Source organism: Kitasatospora sp. NPDC058218, assembly GCF_042882445.1.
GTDB lineage: Bacteria > Actinomycetota > Actinomycetes > Streptomycetales > Streptomycetaceae > Kitasatospora.
The window spans coordinates 1-22417 of sequence record NZ_JBHVWC010000076.1 but is presented as its reverse complement, the minus strand read 5'-3'; the positions used below and the strand labels follow the sequence as shown (position 1 = coordinate 22417).

The 22417-nt window shown below is 76.6% G+C and carries 17 protein-coding genes; 6 read left to right on the top strand and 11 right to left on the bottom strand.

The window, feature by feature from the left end; genetic code table 11:
• Positions 1-40 precede the first annotated feature (40 nt).
• Both ACFVYI_RS36090 and ACFVYI_RS36085 read left to right on the top strand, forming a co-directional pair.
• Positions 41-892, top strand: coding sequence for a class I SAM-dependent methyltransferase (locus ACFVYI_RS36090; RefSeq protein ID WP_387893464.1), 852 nt, complete (start codon positions 41-43; stop codon positions 890-892).
• Positions 889-1968, top strand: coding sequence for a prenyltransferase (locus tag ACFVYI_RS36085; protein ID WP_387893462.1), 1080 nt, complete (start codon positions 889-891; stop codon positions 1966-1968). Before ACFVYI_RS36090 ends, ACFVYI_RS36085 begins: the two co-directional genes overlap by 4 nt.
• A gap of 123 nt (positions 1969-2091) precedes the next feature.
• Here ACFVYI_RS36085 and ACFVYI_RS36080 read toward each other — a convergent pair whose 3' ends face one another.
• The 5 genes from ACFVYI_RS36080 to ACFVYI_RS36060 form a co-directional block, all read right to left on the bottom strand.
• Entirely contained in the window at positions 2092-3036 is a 945-nt protein-coding gene (locus ACFVYI_RS36080) for a hypothetical protein (RefSeq protein WP_387893460.1), read from the bottom strand.
• A gap of 209 nt (positions 3037-3245) precedes the next feature.
• Positions 3246-4292 carry an N-acetylmuramoyl-L-alanine amidase gene (locus tag ACFVYI_RS36075; protein ID WP_387893459.1) on the bottom strand — a complete coding sequence of 349 codons (1047 nt, stop codon included), beginning with the start codon at positions 4290-4292 and terminating at the stop codon, positions 3246-3248.
• A gap of 7 nt (positions 4293-4299) precedes the next feature.
• Positions 4300-5589 (bottom strand): hypothetical protein, encoded by a 1290-nt coding sequence (locus ACFVYI_RS36070; protein ID WP_387893457.1) that lies wholly within the window; start codon positions 5587-5589, stop codon positions 4300-4302.
• 236 nt (positions 5590-5825) lie between these two features.
• Positions 5826-6479, bottom strand: coding sequence for a class I SAM-dependent methyltransferase (locus ACFVYI_RS36065; protein ID WP_387893455.1), 654 nt, complete (start codon positions 6477-6479; stop codon positions 5826-5828).
• A gap of 105 nt (positions 6480-6584) precedes the next feature.
• Positions 6585-7988, bottom strand: coding sequence for a M48 family metalloprotease (locus ACFVYI_RS36060; protein WP_387893453.1), 1404 nt, complete (start codon positions 7986-7988; stop codon positions 6585-6587).
• A 154-nt stretch (positions 7989-8142) separates the two neighbouring features.
• Between ACFVYI_RS36060 and ACFVYI_RS36055 the strand changes: the two genes are divergently transcribed.
• Positions 8143-9240, top strand: coding sequence for an alcohol dehydrogenase catalytic domain-containing protein (locus tag ACFVYI_RS36055; protein WP_387893451.1), 1098 nt, complete (start codon positions 8143-8145; stop codon positions 9238-9240).
• Between the two features lie 126 nt (positions 9241-9366).
• Here the strand turns inward: ACFVYI_RS36055 and ACFVYI_RS36050 are convergent, their stop codons facing one another.
• From ACFVYI_RS36050 to ACFVYI_RS36025, 6 genes are all read right to left on the bottom strand, one after another.
• The gene (locus tag ACFVYI_RS36050) at positions 9367-9546 is read right to left on the bottom strand and encodes a hypothetical protein (RefSeq protein WP_387893449.1); all 180 of its coding nucleotides are present in this window, start codon (positions 9544-9546) and stop codon (positions 9367-9369) included.
• Positions 9547-9706: 160 nt separating this feature from the next.
• Positions 9707-11407: an ATP-binding cassette domain-containing protein gene (locus ACFVYI_RS36045; protein WP_387893447.1), complete on the bottom strand. Its 1701-nt coding sequence runs from the start codon at positions 11405-11407 to the stop codon at positions 9707-9709.
• Positions 11408-11685: 278 nt separating this feature from the next.
• The gene (locus ACFVYI_RS36040) at positions 11686-13344 is read right to left on the bottom strand and encodes an ATP-binding cassette domain-containing protein (protein ID WP_387893445.1); all 1659 of its coding nucleotides are present in this window, start codon (positions 13342-13344) and stop codon (positions 11686-11688) included.
• A gap of 210 nt (positions 13345-13554) precedes the next feature.
• Positions 13555-13698, bottom strand: coding sequence for a VenA family class IV lanthipeptide (locus ACFVYI_RS36035; RefSeq protein WP_153882823.1), 144 nt, complete (start codon positions 13696-13698; stop codon positions 13555-13557).
• Positions 13699-13835: 137 nt separating this feature from the next.
• Entirely contained in the window at positions 13836-15836 is a 2001-nt protein-coding gene (locus ACFVYI_RS36030; protein WP_387893443.1) for an alpha/beta hydrolase family protein, read from the bottom strand.
• Positions 15833-19009, bottom strand: a complete 3177-nt coding sequence (locus ACFVYI_RS36025) for a lanthionine synthetase LanC family protein (RefSeq protein ID WP_387893441.1) — start codon at positions 19007-19009, stop codon at positions 15833-15835. The genes ACFVYI_RS36030 and ACFVYI_RS36025 overlap by 4 nt, the downstream gene beginning before the upstream one ends.
• Before the next feature lie 529 nt (positions 19010-19538).
• Between ACFVYI_RS36025 and ACFVYI_RS36020 the strand changes: the two genes are divergently transcribed.
• Genes ACFVYI_RS36020 through ACFVYI_RS36010 form a run of 3 tightly spaced genes read left to right on the top strand, consistent with a single transcriptional unit; the run spans position 19539 to position 22295 of the window.
• Positions 19539-20375, top strand: a complete 837-nt coding sequence (locus ACFVYI_RS36020; RefSeq protein WP_387893439.1) for a Nif3-like dinuclear metal center hexameric protein — start codon at positions 19539-19541, stop codon at positions 20373-20375.
• Positions 20376-20398: 23 nt separating this feature from the next.
• A complete protein-coding gene (locus ACFVYI_RS36015; protein WP_387893437.1) occupies positions 20399-21142 on the top strand; it encodes a zinc ribbon domain-containing protein in 744 nt (247 codons plus the stop codon).
• A 4-nt stretch (positions 21143-21146) separates the two neighbouring features.
• The gene (locus ACFVYI_RS36010) at positions 21147-22295 is read left to right on the top strand and encodes a bifunctional RNase H/acid phosphatase (RefSeq protein WP_387893436.1); all 1149 of its coding nucleotides are present in this window, start codon (positions 21147-21149) and stop codon (positions 22293-22295) included.
• Positions 22296-22417 lie beyond the last annotated feature (122 nt).

The following is a 22417-nucleotide window of genomic DNA, read 5'->3' as shown; positions in this document are numbered from 1 at the left end:
GCGTCACAAACGTTTGGTACCAGAGGAATGGGAGCCCGCAGTGCTGACCGTTGATTTCTCGCGCTTCCCGCTCGCCCCCGGCGACCGGGTGCTCGACCTGGGCTGCGGCGGGGGGCGGCACGCGTTCGAGTGCTACCGGCGCGGGGCCAATGTGACCGCCCTCGACCAGAGCGCCGACGAGATCGCCGAGGTCAAGAAGTGGTTCGCCGCCATGGCGGAGGCCGGCGAGGCTCCCGAGGGCGCGTCGGCGGTCGCGATGGAGGGCAACGCGCTGGCCCTGCCGTTCGAGGACGAGTACTTCGACAAGATCATCATCTCCGAGGTGATGGAGCACATCCCCGACGACAAGGGCGTGCTCAACGAGATGTTCCGGGTGCTCAAGCCCGGCGGGCTGCTGGCCGTCACCGTGCCGCGCTGGCTTCCCGAGAAGATCTGCTGGGCCCTCTCCGACGAGTACCACGAGGTCGAGGGCGGTCACATCCGGATCTACCGGGGCGACGAGCTGCTCGACAAGCTCAAGGACGCCGGCCTGGAGCCGTACGGCACCCACCACGCGCACGCCCTGCACTCGCCGTACTGGTGGATCAAGTGCGCGGTCGGGGTGGACAACGACAAGGCGTTGCCGGTCAAGGCCTACCACCAGCTGCTGGTCTGGGACATCGTCGGCACCCCGGTGATCAGCAAGCTCACCAAGGCCGCGGAGAAGGCGCTCAACCCGGTGATCGGCAAGAGCTTCGTCGCCTACGCCTCCAAGCCGAACCGCGTCGAACCCGCGCCGGACCGCGCCGAGGCCACGCCGGACCGCGCCGAGTCGGGGCAGACCGAGTCGAAGCTGATCGAGGCCGGGCAGACCGAGGCCACGCAGACCGAGGCCGGGCGGGCCGGAGAGTGACCGCCGCCGTCCCCGAGGTGCTGCTGCTGGACGGGGTGCTCGACGCCGAGCAGGCCGCCCGGACCGTCCGCAGCATCCTCACCGAGCAGCAGAGCGACGGCGCGATACCGTGGTTCACCGGTCACCACCTGGACCCGTGGGACCACACCGAGGCCGCGATGGCGCTGGACACGGCCGGCGAGCACGCCGCCGCCGAGGCCGCCTACCGCTGGCTGGCGGCCCGCCAGAACCCCGACGGTTCCTGGTACGCCGCCTACGCGTACGGCCAGGGCGGCACCGACGGCGCGGTCACGGACCACGCCAAGGAGACCAACTTCTGCGCCTACGTGGCCGTCGGCGTCTGGCACCACCACCTCAGTACCGGGGACGACGCCTTCCTGGAGTGGATCTGGCCGGTCGTGCGGCGCGCCCTCGACTTCATCGTCGGCCTGCGGCTGCCGGGCGGCCCGATCTCCTGGCGGGTCGACGAGCACGGCGAGGCGCCCGACGAGGCGCTGCTGACCGGCTCCTCCAGCATCCTGCACGCGCTCCGCTGCGGCCTGGCCGTCGCCGACTACCTGGAGGAGCCGCAGCCCGACTGGGAGCTGGCGGCCGGCCGGCTGCGGCACGCCATCGCGCACCACCCCGAGCGGTTCCTGGACAAGGACCGCTACTCGATGGACTGGTACTACCCCGTGCTCGGCACCGCGCTGCGCGGCCCGGCCGCGCTGGAGCGGATCGAGCGGGACTGGGACCGCTTCGTCGTCCCCGGCCTCGGGGTGCGCTGCGTCAGCGACCGCCCCTGGGTGACCGGCGGCGAGAGCGCCGAACTGGCCATGGCGCTCTGGGCGGTCGGCGAGTCCGACCGCGCGGTCGAGATCCTGCGCTGGATCCAGAAGCACCTGCGGCACAGTGACGGCTCCTACTGGACCGGCTACGTCTTCGAGGACGACGCCATCTGGCCCGAGGAGCGCACCACCTGGACGGCGGGAGCGCTGCTGCTGGCCGTCGCCGCACTCGGTGGCGACCCGGCCACGGTGACGGTCTTCGGCGGCGACCAACTGCCCACCGGGCTGGTGGTCCAGGACTGCTGCTGAGGCCCGCCCGGCGAACGGGGCGGACCACCGGCCGGGGCGAACCGGCGAACGGGGCGAACCGACGACGAAGGGGCGGGACCGGAGTGATCCGGTCCCGCCCCTTCGGTGTTGCCTGCCGGTGTGTCAGCCGCGCTGGATACCGGTGGTGTCGACCAGCACGCCCTGGGAGCCGTCCTGGAGCTGGGCGACCAGCGCGGCACCGCGCTGCTCGACCGCCAGGTACCAGGTGCCCGGGACGAGTTCGCCGACCGGAGCGCCGGCCGGGTTGTCCTTGGGGGCCAGCTGACGCGGCGCCGGGACGGCGAACCAGAACGGCGCGAAGTCGGGCGCCGGGGCCGCCTGGGCCTGGGCGGGCTGCGCCTGGGTGGGAGCCGGCGCCTGGTGGGCGGCCTGCTGCGCAGCGGCGTGCTGAGCGGCCTGCTGGGCCGCGGCCTGGGCGGCGTCCTGCGGCTGGCCGGCGTGCGGGGCCGGGTAGCCGTAGCCGCCGGGCTGGCCGCCGAACGCGGGCGACTGCACCTGCTGCGGGTCCTGGCCCGGGGCCGGGTAGCCGTACTGGCCGGGCTGGCCCGCCTGCGGGGCCGGGTAGCCACCGGGGTAGCCCTGCGGGACGGCCGGCTTGTCGGTGACCAGCGGGGCCTTCAGCGCGGGCACCAGCGGGCCGGCCGCGGCGGCACCGGCGAGCACCAGCAGCGAGATGACGGCCAGCCAGGCGCCGAAGCCGTGGTCCAGGCCCTTCGGGCCACCGCCCAGGGACCAGATCGAGGTCCAGAGCGCGGCCACGGCGAACGCGGTGCCCCACTGGTCCAGCCGCAGGCCGAGCACCTGGCGGGTGGCGGCGGCGGCGCCCTGGAAGCGCTGCACCAGGATCAGCACGGCGGCGAGGATGCCGAGCAGGAAGACCGAGGGCAGGACGGGGAACAGGACGCTGTCCCAGGCGTTCTGCGACGTGTCACCGCAGTACCTGCCACTGCAGTCCACGGTCCAGTACGGCAGGAAGGAGGCGATGAAGAGCAGGACGGCCGCACCTGCGACGGCGGCGTCTCCCCTGGTGAGAGCGCGCAGATTCACTAACGTTCCCCTCGTTGGTGTGTCGTGGACGGCGGTTTTTCGCGGTCGGCTGACCGGCCCGGAAAACTCCGAACGGACCAGAAGCCTAGGGCCAACCGCCTCGCGGGTGCACAGCGGGCTCGGGAATGGGGCGAAGTCGTTGCAAACTGCGCGGCCCCGACCCCTTGCTGTCCACCTTCCGGCGGGGCGGGCGGCTCGGCCCCGACCGCCTACCGCGTGGTCAGAAACGCGGTCAGTGCGTCGGCGATCCCCTGGGCGGCCTGTTGGCGCCACTGAGGGTCCGTCATCCGCTTGGCGTCGGTCGAATTGCGCATATTACCGCACTCGATGAACACCTTGGGCACGGCCGAGAGGTTCAGCCCGCCGAGGTCGGACCGGGTGTCCAGGCCCTGGCTGGCGATGTAGTCGGCGTACGGCTCGCCCGTCGCCGCGTGGAAGCTGTCGCGCAGCAGCAGGCCGAGCCGGTGCGAGGGTTCGACGATCGCGGCGTTGTTCGCCTTACCGGCGACCACCTTGGCGGGCATGATCACGTGGAAGCCACTGCCGCCGGGCGGGCCGCCGTCCCCGTGCACGGAGACCGCCGCGTCGGCGTGCGCGGCGGCGCCCGCCCTCGCGCGTTCGTCGACGCACGGGCCCCAGGGCCGGTCGCCGTCCTGGGCCAGGACCACCGTGGCGCCCCGGGCGGTCAGGATCGCGCGGGCCCGGCGGGAGACGTCCAGGGAGTACTCGGCCTCGCTGTAGCCGGCGTTGGTCGAGGTGCCGGTGGTGTCGCACTCCTTGCGGGCGTTGCCGATGTCGACCTGGCGGTTGATCTCGGCGCTGTGGGCGGCGTTGCCGGGGTTGTGGCCGGGGTCGAGCAGGACGGTGCGCCCGGCCATCACGGTGGAGGCCGCGCCGGCGGTGGAGGAGGCGGTCGCGGTGCCGGTCGTCGTGCCCGGGGCGGCGGTCTCCGGGGCGGACGGGCCGGCACTCGGCGAGGCCGCCGGGGCGTCGGCCGAGGGGGAGGCGTCCACCGGCGTCGAGGAGGATGCCGAGAACGGTGTCGAGGAGGATGCCGCGAGCGGTCCCGACGGCGGGGCGGCGGCCTCGGCGGCGTGGGCCGGTGCGCTGTCGTCCCGGCCGTGGTCGGCGACGGCCTGCCAGCCCAGCCAGCCGGCCAGGCAGAGCGGCACCAGGGCGCCGGCCAGGGTGGTGGCGCGCAGCAGGCGGGAGCGGCGGGGCGGTTCGTCGTGCGGACCGGAGGTGGTGCGGGTCACGGGTGGTTCAGATCCTGTCCTGGGTGCGCGCGGTCAGGCCGTACGGGTCGGCGATCGTCTTCCACTTCGCCACGAAGTCCTTCTTCGCCTGGGTGGCCTGCGGGTTGAGCTCGTCCGCGTGCTTCTTGTCGGCGGTGTTCGGGGCCGAGCCCGAGCAGCCCTGGGCGGAGACGGCGCGGGCCCAGCTCGCGTACGCCCGGTCGATGTCGGCGGACAGCTGCCAGGCGGACTTCAGCGACTGCACCGCGTCCGCACCACCGGGCAGGTCGGTGACGGTCAGGGTGGCGAGCTTGGCGATCAGCTGGTCGCGCTGCTTGGCGCCGCTGTCGAAGACCTGGGCGGCGCTGTCGATGTCGGCCTTCGCGGGGCAGCTGCTCACCTTGGCGACCGCGCTGCCGATCGGGGCCTTCGCGCTCTCGCCCTGGGTCAGCAGTTCGTCCAGGGCCTTGGCCTGGGCCTGCGCGTTGGGGCCGGCCGCACCGGCGGTCGGGCTCGGGGTGGCGGACGCGGTGTCGGTGGGGCTCGGGGTGCCGGTCGTTCCGTCGGGGGCCGGGGCGGGCGGCGGGTTCCCGGTGGTGCCGGGGTCGGCGGTGGTCGCCGAGGAGGTGGGGGCGGCGGCCTGGTCGGCCGAGTCGCCCTTGCCCTTGACCGCCCAGAGGATGCCGCCGCCCAGGGCCAGCACGAACAGCAGTGCGAAGGTGATCAGCAGCGGCGCGCGCCGGTTGGCCGGGCGGTCCTCGGCGTCCAGGTCCTCGTAGCCCGCCGCGTAGTCCGGCTGGTAGGGCTGCTGGTACTCCGGTTGGTACGGCTGCTGGTACGGCTGGGCTGGCTGGGCCGGGTACTGCTGGGGGTACGGGGCGGCGGCGTACGGGGGCTGGGCGGGCTGGGGCTGGGCCGGGGGCGCCGGCGGGTAGCCGTAGCCGGCCGGGCCCTGGGGGGTCGCGTGGCCCGGGAAGCCCGGCGCGGGCGGCGCCGCCGGCCGCGGGCCGGCGGGCGGCGGTGCGGCGGCCGGGAAGGCGGGAGCGGTCGCGGCGTCGTAGCCCTGGCCGCCGGCGGCCAGGTACGGGCGGGCGGCCAGGGGCGGGCCCTGGTCGCCGACACCGCCCGCCGCGGGCGGCTGCGGGGCCTCGCCGGGCCGGTCGGGTGCGGGTGGAACCGGTTGGGCCGCAGGGGGCTGGCCAGCGTGGGGTTGGGCCGCTCCGGGGGCGGGCTGCTGCGGGCCGCGCACCCAGCCGCCGGCGCCGCCGCGCGCGGTCGGGTCCCAGACCGCCGGAGCGGTGTTCTGCTGGTCGCTCATCGTGCTGGCCCCCACCGTCTGCCCGGTCGCTCTGCGTGGCGCTGTGCCGCTGTCCCCGGCGCGCGTGCGCCGCGCGGACACCGTACCGTTCGAACCCCCGCCCGACAGCCCCGGCACGACGTTAGAGCATCCGTGATCGGCTGTGGGGCGGGTCCGGTGATCTCGTCGGGCCGCCGCGCCGTTCGAGCGCGGCGTTCGAGCACGCCGTTCGAGGGAGGGGCTCGGGCCCGGTCGGATCAGACGGAGGCCCGGCGCAGGACGCGCAGCGAGCCGGTCACCGAGACCTCCTCGAAGCCCTCGGCGAGCGCCCGCAGGTAGACCCGGTAGGGCGCCTGGCCACCGTCCGCCGGGTCGGGGAAGACGTCGTGCACCACCAGCACGCCCTCGGGGGCCAGGTGCCGGGCCCAGCCCTCGTAGTCACCGGTGGCGTGCTCGTCGGTGTGGCCGCCGTCGATGAAGACCAGGCCGAGCCGCCCGCCCCAGAGCGCCGCGATCTGCGGCGACCGGCCGACCAGGGCGACCACGTGGTCCTCCAGCCCGGCCGCGTGCAGGGTGCGGCGGAACCGGGGGAGCGTGTCCATCCGGCCCACCTCCTGGTCCACCAGCGTCGGGTCGTGGTACTCCCAGCCGGGCTGCTGCTCCTCGGAGCCCCGGTGGTGGTCGACGGTGAGCGCCACCGTGCCCGCCTCCCGGGCGGCCGCGGCCAGCAGGATCGCCGACCGCCCGCAGTACGTGCCGATCTCCAGCACCGGCAGCCCCGTCCGCCGCGCCGCCGTCAGCGCCGCCGCGTACAGCGCGAGCCCCTCGTCCACCGGCATGAACCCGGTCGCGCCTTCGAAGGCCGCCAGCACCTCGGGTGCGGGGCGCGGGTTCTCCAGGAGGTCGGACATGGTGCGGCTCCCTTGCCGGGTGGTTGTGGCGCTCGTGTTCGCCGTCGGACCCTACTGGACGGTAGACCGCGGCGCCCGCCCCGGGCCCGGGGCGGGGCGGATCCCTCAGCCGGCCAGGAGGGTGTGCGCGATGCGGGTGCGGTGCGGCGCCAGCTCGGCGGCGATGGCGGCGGCCTCGGCGGGAGTCGCCGTGACGGCGGCGGGCAGGTCGGGGCCCCGGTCGAGGAGGGCGAGCCGCAGGTGGGTCGGCGGGTGGGTGGGGTCCACCGCGCCCCGCTCCAGGGCGGAGCGGCGCAGCAGACGCTCGTGTTCCAGCGCCGGGACGCCGGCGACCTGGTCGCGCAGCCGCTCCCAGAACGCCTCGGCGGCGGTCGTCTGCGGGGACGGCGCCCCCGGAGCGGGCCGCGGGCCGCGGCGCGACGCGGGCCGGCTCCGCAGCTCCGCGCGCACCCGGGCCGTCGCGGTGCCGACGGCCGGGCCGAGCATCAGGGTCCGCAGCAGGCGCCGCGCCGCCCCGGTCGACGCGGTGCGGGCGGCCAGTGCGTCGGCGTGGTACTCGGCCTGCTGCCCGGCGCGTGAGGTCAGCCGGTCGAGCAGCCGGACCACCGCCAGCAGCAGCCGGGCGACGCCGCCGAGCAGCACAGCGAGGACGAGGTCGGTGAGCTGGAACAGCAGCTGCAGCCCCACCGCGTGCCGGTAGTGGCCGCGCGGGCGGGCGAGGTCGTACCAGTGGGCGAGCGCGTGGATCGCGGAGCCGAGCCAGAGCCCCTGCCGGTGGTCGCCGTTGACCCGGTGGCCGAACTCGTGCCCGAGCAGGGCGACCCGCTCCTGATCGTCGAGCACCTCCCAGAGCGGCAGACCGAGGGTGAGCACCGACCGTCCGCGCAGCCCGACCGCGCCCATGGTCGCGTTGAACGCGCAGTCGACCCGGATCACCCCGACCGGCCCGGCCCCCACCTCGGCCGCGACGCGGTCCGCCAGCGCGTAGAGGGCGGGCGCCTCGGCACGGTCCAGCACGTCCTCGCCGCGCGGGGTCCGGCCGAGCCGGGGCCGGAGCAGGACGACCAGGAGGAGGGCGAGCGCGCCGAGGCAGCGCAGCGGGGTGTTGCCGGTGACGAGCAGCCAGAGGCCCCAGGCGCACAGGGCCGCGGTGGTCAGGTGGACCACGGCGGCGATGGCCGAGGCGGCCAGCCAGGCCCGCAGCCCGACGCCGGCCGGTCGGCCGGCCGCGATGTCCTCGTAGAGCCGGTCGGTCCGGGCGATCGCGGCCGCCTCGTGCCGGGCGTCCGCGGCGGCGGCCCGGCGGGAGCCGGCGGCGGGAACGTCCGCCGGCTCGGGGGAGAGGTTCCATTCGCACTGCGGGCACCAGATGGCGAACCGGGGGTCGGCGTCGATCCGGGCGCCGCAGCACGGGCAGTCCTGCGGTTCGGCACCGGTGGTGGCGGGCGCGTCTGCGGCGGTGGCGGTGAGCGTGACCGGGGCTGGGGTGGGTCTGACAGGTGTGGACACGGCGGGTGATCATGCCAGTGCGGCGGCCCCGGTGACCAGCCGTTACACGGGCCGGAGGCCGAGGAGGCGAATGGAACGTGTTCTACTCCCCCCGGGTGGGTCGTGTCAGAATCGGCCCCGACCACCGACCCGAGGCGAACCGGGAGCAAGCTCCATGCGCGCAGCCATCCTGCACAAGACCGGCCAGGACACGCTCGACGTCCGCGACGACGTGGTCGCGACCGGCTTCGGCCCCGGCAAGGTGAGGGTCCGTCTGCGGGCGGCCAGCCTCTGCCACTCCGACCTGTCGGCGATGAGCGGCGTCCTGCCGCAGCCCGCGCCGTTCGTCCCCGGCCACGAGGGCGCCGGCGACGTGGTGGAGGTCGGCGAGGGCGTGACCGGCGTCGCCGTCGGGGACCGCGTGGTGCTCTGCTGGATGGCTCCCTGCGGCCGTTGCGCCCACTGCGAGCGCGGCCGGGGCCACCTCTGTGTCGCCAGCCTGCGCCGGCTCGGCGCGCCCGGGTTCCGGTTCGGCGGCGGGGAGTCGGCCGGCGGGCCCGTGGAGGCCTCCGGCTTCTACGGCACCGGCACGTTCGCCGAGGAGGTGGTGGTCGATCGCGACGCCGTCATCACCGTCCCCGCCGACCTGCCGTACGAGCTGGCCGCGCTGATCGGCTGTGGGGTGACCACCGGCATCGGAGCCGCCGTGCACACCGCCCGGGTGGAGCCGGGGGCCTCGGTCGCGGTGATCGGCGCGGGCGGGGTGGGCGTCGCGGCCGTGCAGGGCGCCCGGGTCTGCGGCGCCGGCCGGATCGCCGTGGTGGACCCGGTGGTCTCGCGCCGCGAGCGGGCGCTGGCCTTCGGCGCCACCGAGGCGCTCGCGCCGGAGGAGCTGAAGGCCGCCGCGAAGGCCCTGCCGGGCGGCGGGTTCGACTACGTCTTCGAGGCGGTCGGCCGCGCGGCCACCGTGCGGGCCGGGTACGACGCGACGCGGCGCGGGGGCGCCGTCGTGGTGATCGGCGCCGGGGCGCAGGACGACCTCGCGCAGTTCACCATGGGCGAGCTCTTCTTCAACGAGAAGCGGCTGCTGCCCTCGCTGTACGGCGGCGCGCCGGTGCCGCGCACCATCGCGCTGGTGGTGGAGCTGTGGCGGGCCGGGCGGATCGACCTCGCGGGCATGGTCACGCACCGGGTCGGGCTGGCGGACGTCAACGAGGCCATCGCGCAGATGCGGGGCGGCGAGGCGCTGCGGACGGTCGTGACGCTGGACTGAGCGCCGGGCGGAAGGCGCCCGGGTCGGTCGGGTCGGTCGGGAGGGCGCCGCGGGCGCCGGCCGGGACGCGGCAGGGCCCGCCGGTGCACCCGGCGGGCCCTGCCGTGAAGGACTACGAACGCGGCGTCAGCCCTGCTCGCGGCCCAGGCCGAGGCGGTGCCGGCCGTGCGGGTCGGCCTCGGGCCTGTCGTCGGCGGCGGAAGGGCCCCGGTGGCGACCGTGCGACGCGGTGTCCCCGGCCGTGGTCCCGTCGGCGTCGGTCCCGGCGGTCGCGGGTCCGGTGGTGTCGGTGAGGGTGTGGGACATCAAAATCGTCTTCCGTGCGAGGGTGCGGGTGCTTCGGCGCCGGCTGGCACCGCGGGCGCGGTCGGGCCCGTGATCAGGCGCCTGAGCTGCGCCAGAGCCGGTGATCGCGGCCCGTGCCCCGGCCACCATAACGGCCGGGACGGGCGAGATCCTATCGAGATCACGACGGGCGCCCGGCGAACGGCTCGGCTGCCCGCGGGCCCGCCGAGCCCAGCCAGTGGCCGACCAGTTCGCGGTAACGGGGCGACAGGACCTGCAGGTCGCCGTGGCGCGCGAGCACGCCCCGGCCGCCGTCGAGCATCAGGACCCGGTCGGCCCGCAGCGCCGAACTGATCCGGTGCGCCACCACGACCAGCGCCCCGGGGCGGGCGGCGAAGGCCCGCTCGACCCGTTCCTCCGCGGCGGCGTCCAGCCGGCAGGTGGCCTCGTCGAGCACCACGACGGGCGCGGTGCAGAGGTACGTCCTGACCAGCGCCAGCAGTTGGCGTTCGCCGGCCGAGAGCGTGCCCGGATCGGCGATCACGCCGTCGAGCCCGCCGAGCCGGGTGACCAGCTCGTCCGCGCCCAGCAGGGCCGCCGTGTCGAGGAGCCGGGTGTCGCTGGGGCCGGTCGCGTCGGGCGGGCCGGGCCAGCACAGGTTGGCCCGGACCGGCCCCGGGAAGACGTACGCCTCCTGGGGGAGCAGGGCCACCAGGCGGGCGCGCTCGGGGCCGGGGAGGAGGTGCGGGTGGACGCCGTCGACGGTGACCTCGCCGTCGAGCGGGGTGAGCAGGCCGGCGAGCAGCGCGGCGAGGGTGGACTTGCCCGTGCCGCTCGGGCCGACCACGGCCAGGTGCTCGCCGGGGGCGGTCGTGAGGTCGAGACCGGCGAGGACGGGGGCGGCGTACGGGCCGTGGGCGTACCGGAGGGCGGTGAGGCGGATGGTGGGGGCGCGCCCCGGCCGCTCGGTGCCGACGGGCTCATGCCCGGGGCCGGGGTCCGGGTCTTGTACCGGGGCCGGTTCCGGTTCCGGGTAGCTGGTGGCGAGCCGGTCGAGCACGACGGTCAGGTTCAGCAGCCAGCCGCCGACGGTGCCGGCCAAGGTCCGGACCGCCGGGTCGAGTTGTTGCAGCAGATAAGTGGCCACGCCGAGCAGCTCGCCCGGGCTGAGGCCGCCGTCGCCGAGCAGCCAGGGTGCGGCCGCGACCACCGCCAGGACGGGCAGCCGCCCACCCAGCGCGACGACCAGGGCGCGGAGCGCGGCGGCGCGGCCGAGGGCGCGGGAGGCGGCGGCGCTGTCCTCGGCGGTGACGGCGAGCGTCTCGGCCGTCCGCTGCTGCGCGCCGGTCGCCTGGATGTCGCGCAGCCCGTGGAGGGCGCCGCCGGCCTCGGCGGTCAGCCGTTCCTCGGCGAGGACGACGGCTCGGCGCCGGTCGACCAGCGGGCCCAGCAGCCGGGCGAAGAGGAGACCGGCGGCGAGCAGGGGGAGCAGCACCAGTGGCAGGACGGGAGGCGCGAGGAGGGCGAGGCCGACCAGCGCGGCGGCCAGGGTGACCCCGACACCGCGCAGGGTGCGCAGCAGGGTGGCGGTCAACTGCCGTGCGGACTCGACCTGTTCGGTCAGCCGTGCGACCTCGGCCGGGTCCGCGTGCGGGCGGGCGAGCGCGCCCCGGACGACGCGTTCCACCAGGGCGTCCCGCAGTGGCTCCACCACGGCCGCCAGGTACGGGAACCCGGCCCGCGCCGCGTACGCGCGCGCGGCGGTGACCGCCCCGAAGGCGGCCAGCCAGGCCGCTCCCACGCCCGGCCGCCCGGCCAGGAACCCCTGGTCGACGGCGGCCGAGACCAGCAGCCCGGACAGCAGCGCCGGCAGCGCCTCCACCCCGGACCAGGCCAGCAGCCGCCACAACGGCCCCCGGGCGGCGCCGAGTCGACGTCCGAGCAGGACCCAGCCGGGCGACCACCGAGGAGTGGGAGGTCGACGGGGCCGACCTTGTGCGTGGGGTGGAGGTGCGGCCGTCTCGAAGGGCCCGACCTGCGGAGGGTCGGGAAGGGACCGGTCGGCCTGTGGCGGCTCGGGGCGCGACGGGCGGGGGAGGGAGGGGTCGGGGAGCGGCGGGTCGGCCTTCGGCGCGCCGGGCCGGGCGCTGTGGCGGCCCATCAGGCGCCGGCCGCTTCGAGCGCGGCGCCGGCCAGGGTGGCGCGGTAGTCGGGATCGGCGAGCAGGTCGGTGTGCGGGGCGAGGGCCCGCAGCCGCCCGCCGTCGAGCCAGGCGACCAGGTCGGCGCGGGCGGCGGCGGCCTCGCGGTGGGCGACCACCAGGCGGGTCCGCCCCCGGGTGGCCCGGTCCAGCGCCTCGGTGACGTGGTACTCGGTGGCGAGGTCGAGGCCCGAGGTGGCGTCGTCCAGCACCATCAGGCGGACCGGCGCGGCCAGCAGCCGTGCCAGGCCGAGTCGTTGGAGTTCGCCACCGGAGAGCCGAAGGTCGTCGAGCGGGGTGTCCCACCCGGCGGGCAGCCCCCGGAGGAAGGAGTCCGCCCGGGCGGACACCGCTTCGTCGGGGCCGGCGCCGTCGAGCGCCTCGCGGACCGTCCGTCCGACCAGCGCCGGCCGTTCGAAGGCGTAGCCGACGGCGTGGCGCAGTTCGGGGGCGGTCAGCTCGGTCACCGGCACGCCGTCGATCAGCACCCGGCCCTCGTCCGGGTCGCGCAGCCGTCCGGGCAGCGCGGCCAGCAGCGACTTGCCGCTGCCGGAGCGACCCACCAGGGCGACGGTGCCGCCGCCGGGCACGGTGAGGTCGAGCGGCCCGAGCAGGACGCGGTCGCCCTCCCGTACCAGCACGCCCCGGAAGGCGAGTTCGCCCGTGCCGCCCGCCGGGAGGGCGGAGGTGCCGGCCGGGGCGGGGGTGAGCGCCAGCAGTTCGTCCACCCGGGACCGCCCGGCGCCCGCGTGCGCGACCCCGACCAGTGCCTCGACCTGTTCGAAGAGCCCCGCCCCGAGGGCCGCCCAGCCGGCCGCCGCGGCGAGCGCCCCGGGTGCCAGCGTGCCCGTGGCCACCAGGGTGCCCGCGGTCGCCAGCACCGCCACCTCGACCACGGCGATCAGCAGCGTCGCCTGCCAGGCCGTCCGCCGCTGCGCGGACCAGAGCGCGTGCCCGGCCGCCGACAGCGCGGGCAGCGGCGCCAGGACCCGGGCCGCCTCGGGCCGTTCGGCACCGGCCGCCCGGATGCTGCCCAGCCCGGTCAGCGCGCCGGTCAGCCGGGCGGCGAGGTCCGCCTGCACCTCCTGGTAACGGACGAAGACCTGCCCGGCCTCCCGCAGGAACAGCCGGATCAGCACCACCCCGGGCAGCACACCGCCGAAGAAGGCGAGCGCCAGCCACGGGGACAGGACCCCGAGCCCGACGATCGCGCCGACCGAGGTGAGCAGCGCGGTGGCCGCGCCGAGGAGGGCGGGCAGCCGACCGCCGGCGTCGGCCGCGGAGCCCGCCAGCCGTGCGGTCAGGTCGCCGGGTGGCGGGCCGCTCAGCCACACGCGGCCGCCGGGCCCGAGGGAGAGCAGATGGCGGACCAGTCGCCCGCGCAGGGCGGCGGTGGCCTCGGCCGCACAGGCCGGACCGGCCGCGGCGGCCAGCGCGTTGGCGCCGGCGGCGGCGCCGAGGACGAGGGCGAGCAGGAGGACCGCCGAGCGTCCGGCGCTCCGGTCGAGCGCGGCGTCGACGGCTCCGGCGAGTGCCGCGGGCAGGGCGAGTGCGGTGACGGCCTCGACGGGCAGGGCGACGGCCAGGGCGAGGGTCCAGTCGGTGGGGCGGCGGGGCATGGGCGGGCTCCCGTCGGGGCGGAGATCGGGCGGTGGGTGGGTGGGGCGTCGGAGGCGGTCGGACGACCGGGGGCAGTAGTAAGCAGTAGTAAGGGGAGAGGGCATCGCGCGGCAGAAGGGGCGGCGCGCGGGGAAAGGGCGGCGCCGCCCCCGCCTGTCCGGACAGGCGGGAGCGGCGCCCGCGGTCTCACCGGTCGACCGGCCCCGCGACTAGCTGATCGTGAAGATCAGACAGGTCAGGATGAGGCAGGTGTACTGGCAGCCGCCGCCGTGGCCGGTCAGCTCGACGGACTCGGTCTCGGGCAGCTCCTGCAGCGCCGCGAGGTCGGTCTCGAAGTCCACCATGTTCTCCATGATCGGGTCCTCCCCTGATGTTCCGCCCGCCGCGATCTGCGGTACGGGCGTCGGGTGTTCTCCCCGCGACGGCCTCCATCCGCCGTCGCAGGTACCGCCCCGGGCCGTAGCGGCCCGGGAGTCTGTGGGCCGGGGCGTCAGCCCGGCCGGCCGGTGCGCAGGAAGCCGGCCAGCAGCTCGTGCAGCACTGCGGCGCCGTCCTCGGCCAGCACCTCGTGCCCGGCACCGGCGGCCTCCACGTACCGGAAGTCGGCGCCCTCGGTGCGGCCGATCCGCAGCAACTCGTGGCGCAGCGCACGGGACTGGCTCACCGGGACGGTCTCGTCCCGGTCCCCGTGCACCACCAGTAGGGGTGCGCGGAGCCGGTGCGCGAGCTGGAGCACGTCGCGCGGGCCGCGGGCGTCGGCGATCGGTTCGCCGCCGCCCAGCCGGGTGGTCAACGCCCGTACCGGGGCGGCGGCTTCGGCCAGCAGCCGGGCGCCGGACAGGAACGGTGCGACCACCGCGCAGCGCGCGACCTGCTCGGCGGGCGCGTGCGCGGCCGCCAGCAGTGCGAGGAACGCGCCGTAGCTGACGCCGAACAGGGCCGGCGCCTCCAGGCCGAGTGCGGCGCGCTGGCCCGCGATGCCGTCCAGCAGGTACAGGACGTCGTCGAGGTCCGGTCCGCCCCAGGCGCCGCGGATGGCCATCGCGTGCGCCACCCCGTAGCCGGTGGAGCCGCGTTGGTTCGGCGCGATCACGGCCAGGCCCTCGGCCGCCATCCGCTGCAGGGCGGGGTCGAACTCCAGCCGCCAGGCGTCGGCCGGTCCGCCGTGCAGGGCGAGGACCAGGTGCGGGCTGCTCAGCCAGGCGTCCCCGCCGTACACCACGGCCTCCAACGGGCCGGCCGGTCCGGCGAGTTCGATGCTCTGCGCGGAGTGCCAGCGCCCGCCGTCCCCCGGTGGGGAGCTGCCGTCCAGCTGCCAGCCGGGGGGCGCGGTGCGGGAGACCCGCGGCCCGCCGGGCTGCCACGGCAGCACGGTGTCCCGCCAGGGGCCGGGCAGGCCGGAGCCGAGCGGCGCCAACTGCAGTGGCAGCGGCACCGGTCCGGGCGCCGCGGCGGTCGGAGCGTTCGCCAGCAGGGTGTCCACGTCCAGGGTGGCCAGCGCCGCCGGGTGCTCGGGCGAGGAGTACGGCATGCGCAGCCCCGCGTCCGACCAGTGTCCGACCGCGCCGAGTCGACCGGGCGGCACCGGCAGCGGATCCAGTCGCCCGGCGGCCGGCCGCCACAGTGCCAGCGCCGAGCCGGCGCCGTGGTCGATCTGGACGACCACCCGCGCCCCGTCCGGGGTGGCGCGCAGTGCCACCGGCCGCAGGAACACGCCCGCCACGTGCAGGCACTCCGGGAACCGCAGAGGCTCGCCGCCGCCCAGCACGCCCCAGCCCAGCCGGTCGACCCCGGGGGCGTCGCTGCGCACCATCGCGAAGCGGCTCTCCGGATCGAACAGGACCAGCCGGTCGTTGCTGCGCTCGCCGATCTCCAGCAGGGGGGTGACCGCGCCGGTGCGCAGGTCCAGGACGACACTGCGGACGATGCCCGCGTCGACCCGGTCGAGCGCCAGCAGGGCGCCGGTGCGGTCCAGCCAGACGCCGCCGCCGTGCAGGCCGGGGATCTCGGCGACCTGTCGGGGCTCGCCGCCGTCGGCGTACACCAGCCAGGCGGTGGTGCCCGGCCGGGTGTCGGTGCCGAGCGCCAGCGCGACCGGGGTGCGGGTGCCGTCGGACGCCGCCGCCGGGAGCGGCAGCAGGCGCAGCCCGGGGCGCCGCAGCGTGCCCAACGGCCGTTCCACGGTGGCTGGTCCACTCCCGGGCGCGGCGGCGGAGAGTTCCACCAGGTCGTGCCGCTCGCCGTCGTGCCGGCAGACCAGCACCGAGCCGTCCGGCAGGGCGATCAGCTGGCAGCGCAGGCTCTCGGACCGGTGACCGGGCAGCGCCAGTGCGGTCGGGGTGGCCGGACCGGACGCCGGCAGGGCCCAACTCTCCGCGTACCAGCCGCCGTCGGCGGCGGAGGCGAGGCAGGCGGCATGGCTGCCGTCGGTGGCGAAGGTGAAGCTGAGGCGGCGCAGGGCCTGCGTCGCGGAGCGGACGGCCACGTTCATGAGGTACTCACCCCGCCGGCCCCGGGCGGCAGTTCGCCGGGCCGGGTGGGCGGCACCGGGTCCACCCAGAGCCGGGGGCCGCCGTGGCGCAGTCGCAGCAGGAAGGCCAGCGCACCCGCCGTGCCCGTCCCGTACGCGGCCGCGCAGCCGGTGCCGGTCTCGTCGGGCAGCACCAGCAGCTCGTCGCGCAGGGCCGACCTGGCGGCGATCAGCTGGGCCAACTCCTCGGCTCCGGTGCGGAACTCCGGCTCGCCGGTGGCGGCGGCCAGATCCAGCAGGTACTCGCCGTTGCCGGCCAGTCCGTGGCAGGCGCTGACGCCGCAGTGCCAGCGTCCGGCCAGGACCGCCCGGCCGGCGGCGAGCGCGAGCTCGTGCGCGGTGTCGTCACCGGTGGCCTGCCAGAGCCGGAGCAGGAAGGTCCCCGCGCCGGAGGACCCGCTGCACCAGTGGGCCAGCCGGACGTGCTCCGGGTCGCCCGCGCCCTGCGGCCACCAGGCCGTCGGGCGGGCGTCGGCGTCGCCCCCGGCCGCGATCCCTTCGCCGTACCAGCCGTCGTTCGGCCCGTCGAACGGCCCGCTGTGCTGCCCGCGGTAGCGCCCGCCGTGCTCGCGGCGGACGGTGGCCGCGAGGGTGCGCCCGGCCTCGGTCGCGCCGTCGAGCAGTGCCCGGTCGCCGGTGGCCCCGGCGGCGGCCAGCAGGAAGGCGCCGACGCCCGCGACCCCGTGGGCGAACCCGAGGTGGGTGATCCCGGCGAGCGCCGAGTCGAACTCCTTCGGTACCGGCCAGACCACGCCCTCCGGTGTGGGCCGGGCGGCGGCCAGCAGGCCGTGCCCGCAGCGGGCGGCCCGGTCCAGGAACTCCCCGCCGCCCGCCGGCGGGTCGGCGGCGAGGCGCAGGTGGAGGAAGCCCGCGCCGGCCGCGCCGTGGCAGACGTCCGGATTGGGCCACTCGACGGTTATCCGGCGGGCGAGGGCGGCGGCGCGCTCGGCGAGCGCACGGTCCCCCAGTGCCTCGGCGGCGTCCAGCAGCGCCCAGGCGGCGCCCGAGCGGCCGAAGTGCAGCCCCGGCAGGACGACCGGTTCGGCGGCGCACCGGCGCTCGATCCACTCGACGGCCGTCCGAGCCGTCCGGCGGGACTCCTCCCGGACCTCCTCGGGCAGCCCGTCCGTCAGCGCGGCCCGGGCGAACAGGGCGAGGACGCCGGCGGCGCCGTGCTGCACGTTGCACGGGTCGGACCACTGCCCGGCCGGGACGGCGGGCCAGAGCCGGTCCCGCCGCAGCGGCGTGGCGGTGAGCGCGAGGTGGTGCAGCCCGTCGTGCAGGACCCGGTCGACGAGGGCGGTGGGACCGGTCGGGCCCGCCGCGGTGCCTTCGCCCGCCCGTGCCGGGTCCGGGGCCGCCGTGCCGGCGGTGCTGCCCGCGCCCGCGCCCGTGTCGCCCGCGCCCGTCGCGCCCGCGTCCGTGTCGTCGGGTGCGCCGACCAGGGCGTACCGCGCCCGGGACAGGCTCCAGCGCCGCTCCGGCTCCTCGGCCCGCAGCCCGAGCACCAGTGGCGCGAGCCGCCGCGCGGTGCCGCCCGAGCGGGCGGCGAGGGTCAGCCAGCGGCCCAGGCGGTCGGCGACCGGCCGGGCCTGCGGCAGGTCCTCGGGCAGCAGCGGATCGTGGCCGGTCGCCAGCAGGAAGAACAGCCCGCCGAGGGCGTACAGGTCGACCGCCGGCTCGGCCACGCAGGTGCCCTCCGGCAGTACGCGGGTGCCGATCAGGTTGTCCCGGCCGAGCGCGTCCCTCCCCGGGCCGGGACAGGCCGACCCGTCCCGGCCCGACCGGTCCGCGCCCGTGCCGGTCGCGCCGCCCGTGACCAGCGCGAGGCGCCCCGGCCCCTGCTCGGGAGCCCGGTAGCCGGGGGTGCCGGCCGAGCCGGCCGCCCGCCCGGCCTCGGCGGCCAGCTCCAGGTCGACCAGCCGCAGCGACCCGTCGGGCCGCACCAGCACGTTGCCGGGGGAGAGGTCGCGCAGGACCAGCCCCAGCCCGTGCACCCGCTCGACCAGGTCGAACAGGGCCCGCACCAGCGGTCCGGCCTCGGCCCAGTCCACATCGGGGCTGCCGTCACGGCGCAGTCGGGCCGCCACCCAGCTGCCGAGCGGCTGTCCGGCGATTCGTTCCTGCACCAGGAACAGCGAGTCGTCCTGCTCGATCAGCTCGACCGGCCGCGGGGCCAGGTCCTGTCCTTCCAGCCGCGCGAGTAGCGCGGCCTCGTGCCGCAGCGCCGCCCGGGCGTCGGTGCCGGACCGGTCCACCTCGATGTGCGCGCGGGCCTGCTTGACCACCACCTCGGCGCCGCCCTCGGTGTCCCGCCCGAGGAAGACGCCGCCCTTGGCGCTGTGCCGGATCGCCCCGGTGACGGTGTACCGCCCGGCCAGCAGCACCCCGCCGGAGCCGCGCCTGGGTGCCGGGGGCCGGGCCGCCCCGGGTCCGCGGCCCTGCGCCGCCTCCCCGCGGACCGCCTGCGTCGGCCCCCCGGGCCCGTCGGCCAGCGGGTCGCGTGCCCACGGCGGGCAGCGGTACGAGGCGCCGCGCACGTCCTCGACCCGCTCGCCGTCCGGGCCGCGCAGCATCGACCGGTAGCCGCCGTCGTTGCCCAGTTCGGCGCGGGCCGCGAAGGCGCCGTACCGGTAGTGCACGCGGCTGCCGGGCCGGTAGGGGCGGTCGGAGAGCACCACCGGCCCGGGCAGACCGTCCGTCGCCCGGTGCAGCGCGGCGGCCAGCCGCCGGAACTGCTCCTCGCCCTCCGGGTAGACGGTGATGAACTTGCCCGCCGAACCCCGGTCGCTGTTGCGCGAGTTGATCTCGTGCAACTGCTCCGGTCCGGCGGCGAACTTGAAGGTGCACGGGTCGTCGGCCAACACCTCGGCGACGGCGGCCAGGACGGCGCCGCCGACCGCCGAGGCCGCGCTCACATGGATCTTCCAGCCCTCCGCGGCCAGTTCCGCCGCGGACGGCCCGACCGTGCACCAGAAGCCCTCGGCGGTGACCTTCCAGTCGCCGCCGCCTCCCCGGCCTCCGGCGCCGGTCAGCGCCGCCCGCGCCACCTCCGGCCATCCGCCGGCCGCACCCGGCCGGTGGCCCGCCGATCCGTTCCCCCCGGCCGTACGCAGCGATGTGCCCGCCCCCATCCGCATTCACATCCCTTCGTCTCGGCCGGCGTCCGCGGGTGCCCACTGCTCCGGCACCCGCGGCGCACGCCGACGGCCTGATCGGTTCCTCGGAAGTACGGGAGCGCGGCCTCGGCCGCGTCCGCCGACGGCCCGTCCTGCCTGGGCCCGCATGCCGGCGGAGTGCCTTCCCGACCCCCCGGTCGAGGCAACTCCCGTTCGCAGGAGTGAAGTTACTTTCGGTTTCCGGGCGGGCTCAACGCGTAGCGGGTCACTTCACTCGTAAGGGTGACCTGGGCGCGGTTTCGAATATGTGCGAGCGGCCCGCTGTGAGCGGCGCCCCCGCGTACCCGGGGGTCCGCGACGCCCGCACGGCCCGCGTCCCGGCCCGCGACCGCCCCGGCGGGCGCCCCGAGGGCGCCGGACGAGCCCGGCAGCGCGCCCCGGCGGCCTCTCGAACGCCCGGAACCGCAGGTTGACGCCCGGCCGCGCACCCCCGGGCCCGGCCCGGGCGGCCCGGGCGCCCCCGCGCGCACGGTAGTCTCGACAGGTGCCGAAACTGTCCGACGTCATCACCGCGCTCGAAGAGGTCTACCCGCCGCAGTGGGCGGAGTCCTGGGACGCCGTCGGCCTGGTCTGCGGAGACCCTCAGGCCGAGGTCCGCCGCGTGCTCTTCGCCGTCGACCCCGTGCAGGCGGTCGTCGACGAGGCCGTCGAGTGGGGCGCCGACCTGGTGGTCACCCACCACCCCCTCTATCTGCGCGGCACCACCAGCGTCGCGGCCACCACGTTCAAGGGCCGGGTCGTGCACACGCTGATCCGCGGCGGCATCGCCCTGCACGTGGCGCACACCAACGCCGACCACGCCGACCCGGGTGTCTCGGACGCGCTGGCCGAGGCCGTCGGCCTGCGCGTCACCGGCCCGCTGGTGCCGGACCCGACCGACCCGCTGGGCCGGCGCGGCAGCGGGCGGATCGGCCTGCTGGAGCCCCCGCTGACCCTCGCCGCGTTCGCCGCCCGGGTCGCCGAGGGCCTGCCGGCCACCGCCGCCGGCGTCCGGGTCTCCGGTGACCCGGACCGGCTGATCAGCCGGGTCGCGGTGTGCGGCGGCTCCGGTGACAGCTTCCTCGCCGAGGCGCGGGCGGCCGGTGTCGACGCGTACGTCACCGCCGACCTGCGCCACCACCCGGCCTCCGAGGCCGCCGAAGCGTCGCCGGTCGCGCTGGTCGACGCCGCGCACTGGGCCACCGAGTGGCCCTGGCTCACCCTGGCCGAGCGGGCGCTGCACGGCGCCGCCGAGCAGCGGGGCTGGGCCGTGGAGACGAAGGTCTCCCACCGGGTCACCGACCCGTGGACCGCGCACGCCCCCATGTCCTTCACCGCCTGACCCGATTCACAGGAGCCCTCCGCTTGAACGCCGCGCCCGCCGACCAGATCCGCCTGCTCGACCTCCAGGCCATCGACTCGAAGCTCGACCAGCTGGCCCACCGGCGTCGCAGCCTGCCCGAGCACGCCGAGATCGACAAGGCCACCGCCGACCACACCGCGCTCAAGGACCTCGTGGTGGCCGCCCAGGCCCAGCACGGCGACACCACCCGCGAGCTGACCAAGGCCGAGCAGGACGTCGAGCAGGTCCGTGCCCGGTCCGCCCGCAACCAGCAGCGGCTGGACTCCGGCGCGATCACCTCGCCGAAGGACCTGGAGAACCTCCAGCACGAGATCGGCTCGCTGGCCAAGCGCCAGGGGGACCTGGAGGACGTCGTCCTGGAGATCATGGAGCGTCTGGAGTCCGCCCAGACCCGGGTCACCGAGCTGACCGCGCGCCTGGAGCACTCCACGGTCGTGCTGACGGAGGCCGAGTCCCGCCGGGACGCCGCCTTCGCCGAGATCGACGCCGAGGCCGAGAAGGTCAAGCGCGACCGCGAGGCCGTCGTCGCCGTCGTCCCCGCCGACCTCCTGAAGCTCTACACCCGGCTGCGCGAGCAGCAGGGCGGCGTCGGCGCGGCCCGTCTCTACCAGCGCCGCTGCGAGGGCTGCCGGGTCGAGTTCGCCGTCTCCGACCTGAACGCCATCAAGGCCGAGCCGAAGGACGCGGTCGTCCGCTGCGACAACTGCGGCCGCATCCTGGTGCGCACCGCCGAGTCGGGCATCTGATCCGATGGCGGGGCGCAGGTTCGTCGTCGAGGCCGACGGCGGCTCCCGGGGCAACCCGGGGCCGGCCGGCTACGGCGCGGTGGTCCGGGACGGCGACACCGGCCTGATCATCGCCGAGGCCGCCGAGTTCATCGGCCACGCCACCAACAACGTGGCCGAGTACAAGGGCCTGATCGCCGGTCTGAAGGCGGCCCGGGAGATCGACCCGGACGCCTCGGTGGACGTCCGGATGGACTCCAAGCTGGTGGTCGAGCAGATGTCGGGGCGCTGGAAGATCAAGCACCCCGACATGCAGCCGCTCGCCGCCGAGGCCCGGGCCGTGCTGCCGCGCGGCCAGGTCAAGTACACCTGGATCCCGCGCGAGCGGAACAAGGACGCCGACCGGCTCGCCAACGAGGCGATGGACGCGGGCAAGGCCGGCCGCCAGTGGGAGCCCAGGGTGCCGAAGGCCGACACGCCCGCGGCCGTCGACGAGCCCCCGCTGGAGACCACCGCCCCCAAGGCCGGCTGGGCGGCCGCCGCCGACCTCGGGACGCCGACCACCTTCGTCCTGCTCCGCCACGGCGAGACCCACCTCACCCCGGAGAAGCGCTTCTCCGGCAGTGGCGGCAGCGACCCGGAGCTCTCCGAGAAGGGCCGTTGGCAGGCCGAGCGCGTCGCCGAGGCGCTGGCCGCGCGCGGCTCCGTCCAGGCCGTGGTCAGCTCCCCGATGCTGCGCACCCGGCAGACCGCCGAGACCGTCGCCGCCCGCCTGGGCCTGGAGGTCCGCTACGAGGACGGGCTGCGCGAGGTGAACTTCGGCGCGTGGGAGGGGCTGACCTTCGCCGAGGTGCAGGAACGCCACCCGGCCGACCTCGACGCCTGGCTCGGCTCCGCCAAGGCCAAGCCGACCGGCGGCGGCGAGAGCTTCGCCACGCTCACCCACCGGATCGGCGTCGCGCGGGACAAGATCCTGGCCCGCCACCACGGCCGGACCGTCCTGGTGGTGTCGCACGTCAGCCCGATCAAGACCCTGGTGCGGTTGGCACTCGGCGCCCCGCCGGACTCGCTCTACCGGATGGAGCTGTCCGCCGCCTCGCTCTGCGCCGTCCAGTACTACGCGGACGGCAACGCCTCGGTGCGGCTGCTCAACGACACCGGCCACCTGCGCTGACGTCCGGGCGGGGGGGGGGGGCCCCCCCCCCCCCCCCCCCCCCCCCCCGGGGGGGGGGGGGCCCCCCCCCCCCCCCCCCCCCCCCGCGGGGCGCGGGCGTATAAAAAAAAAAAAAAGAAACA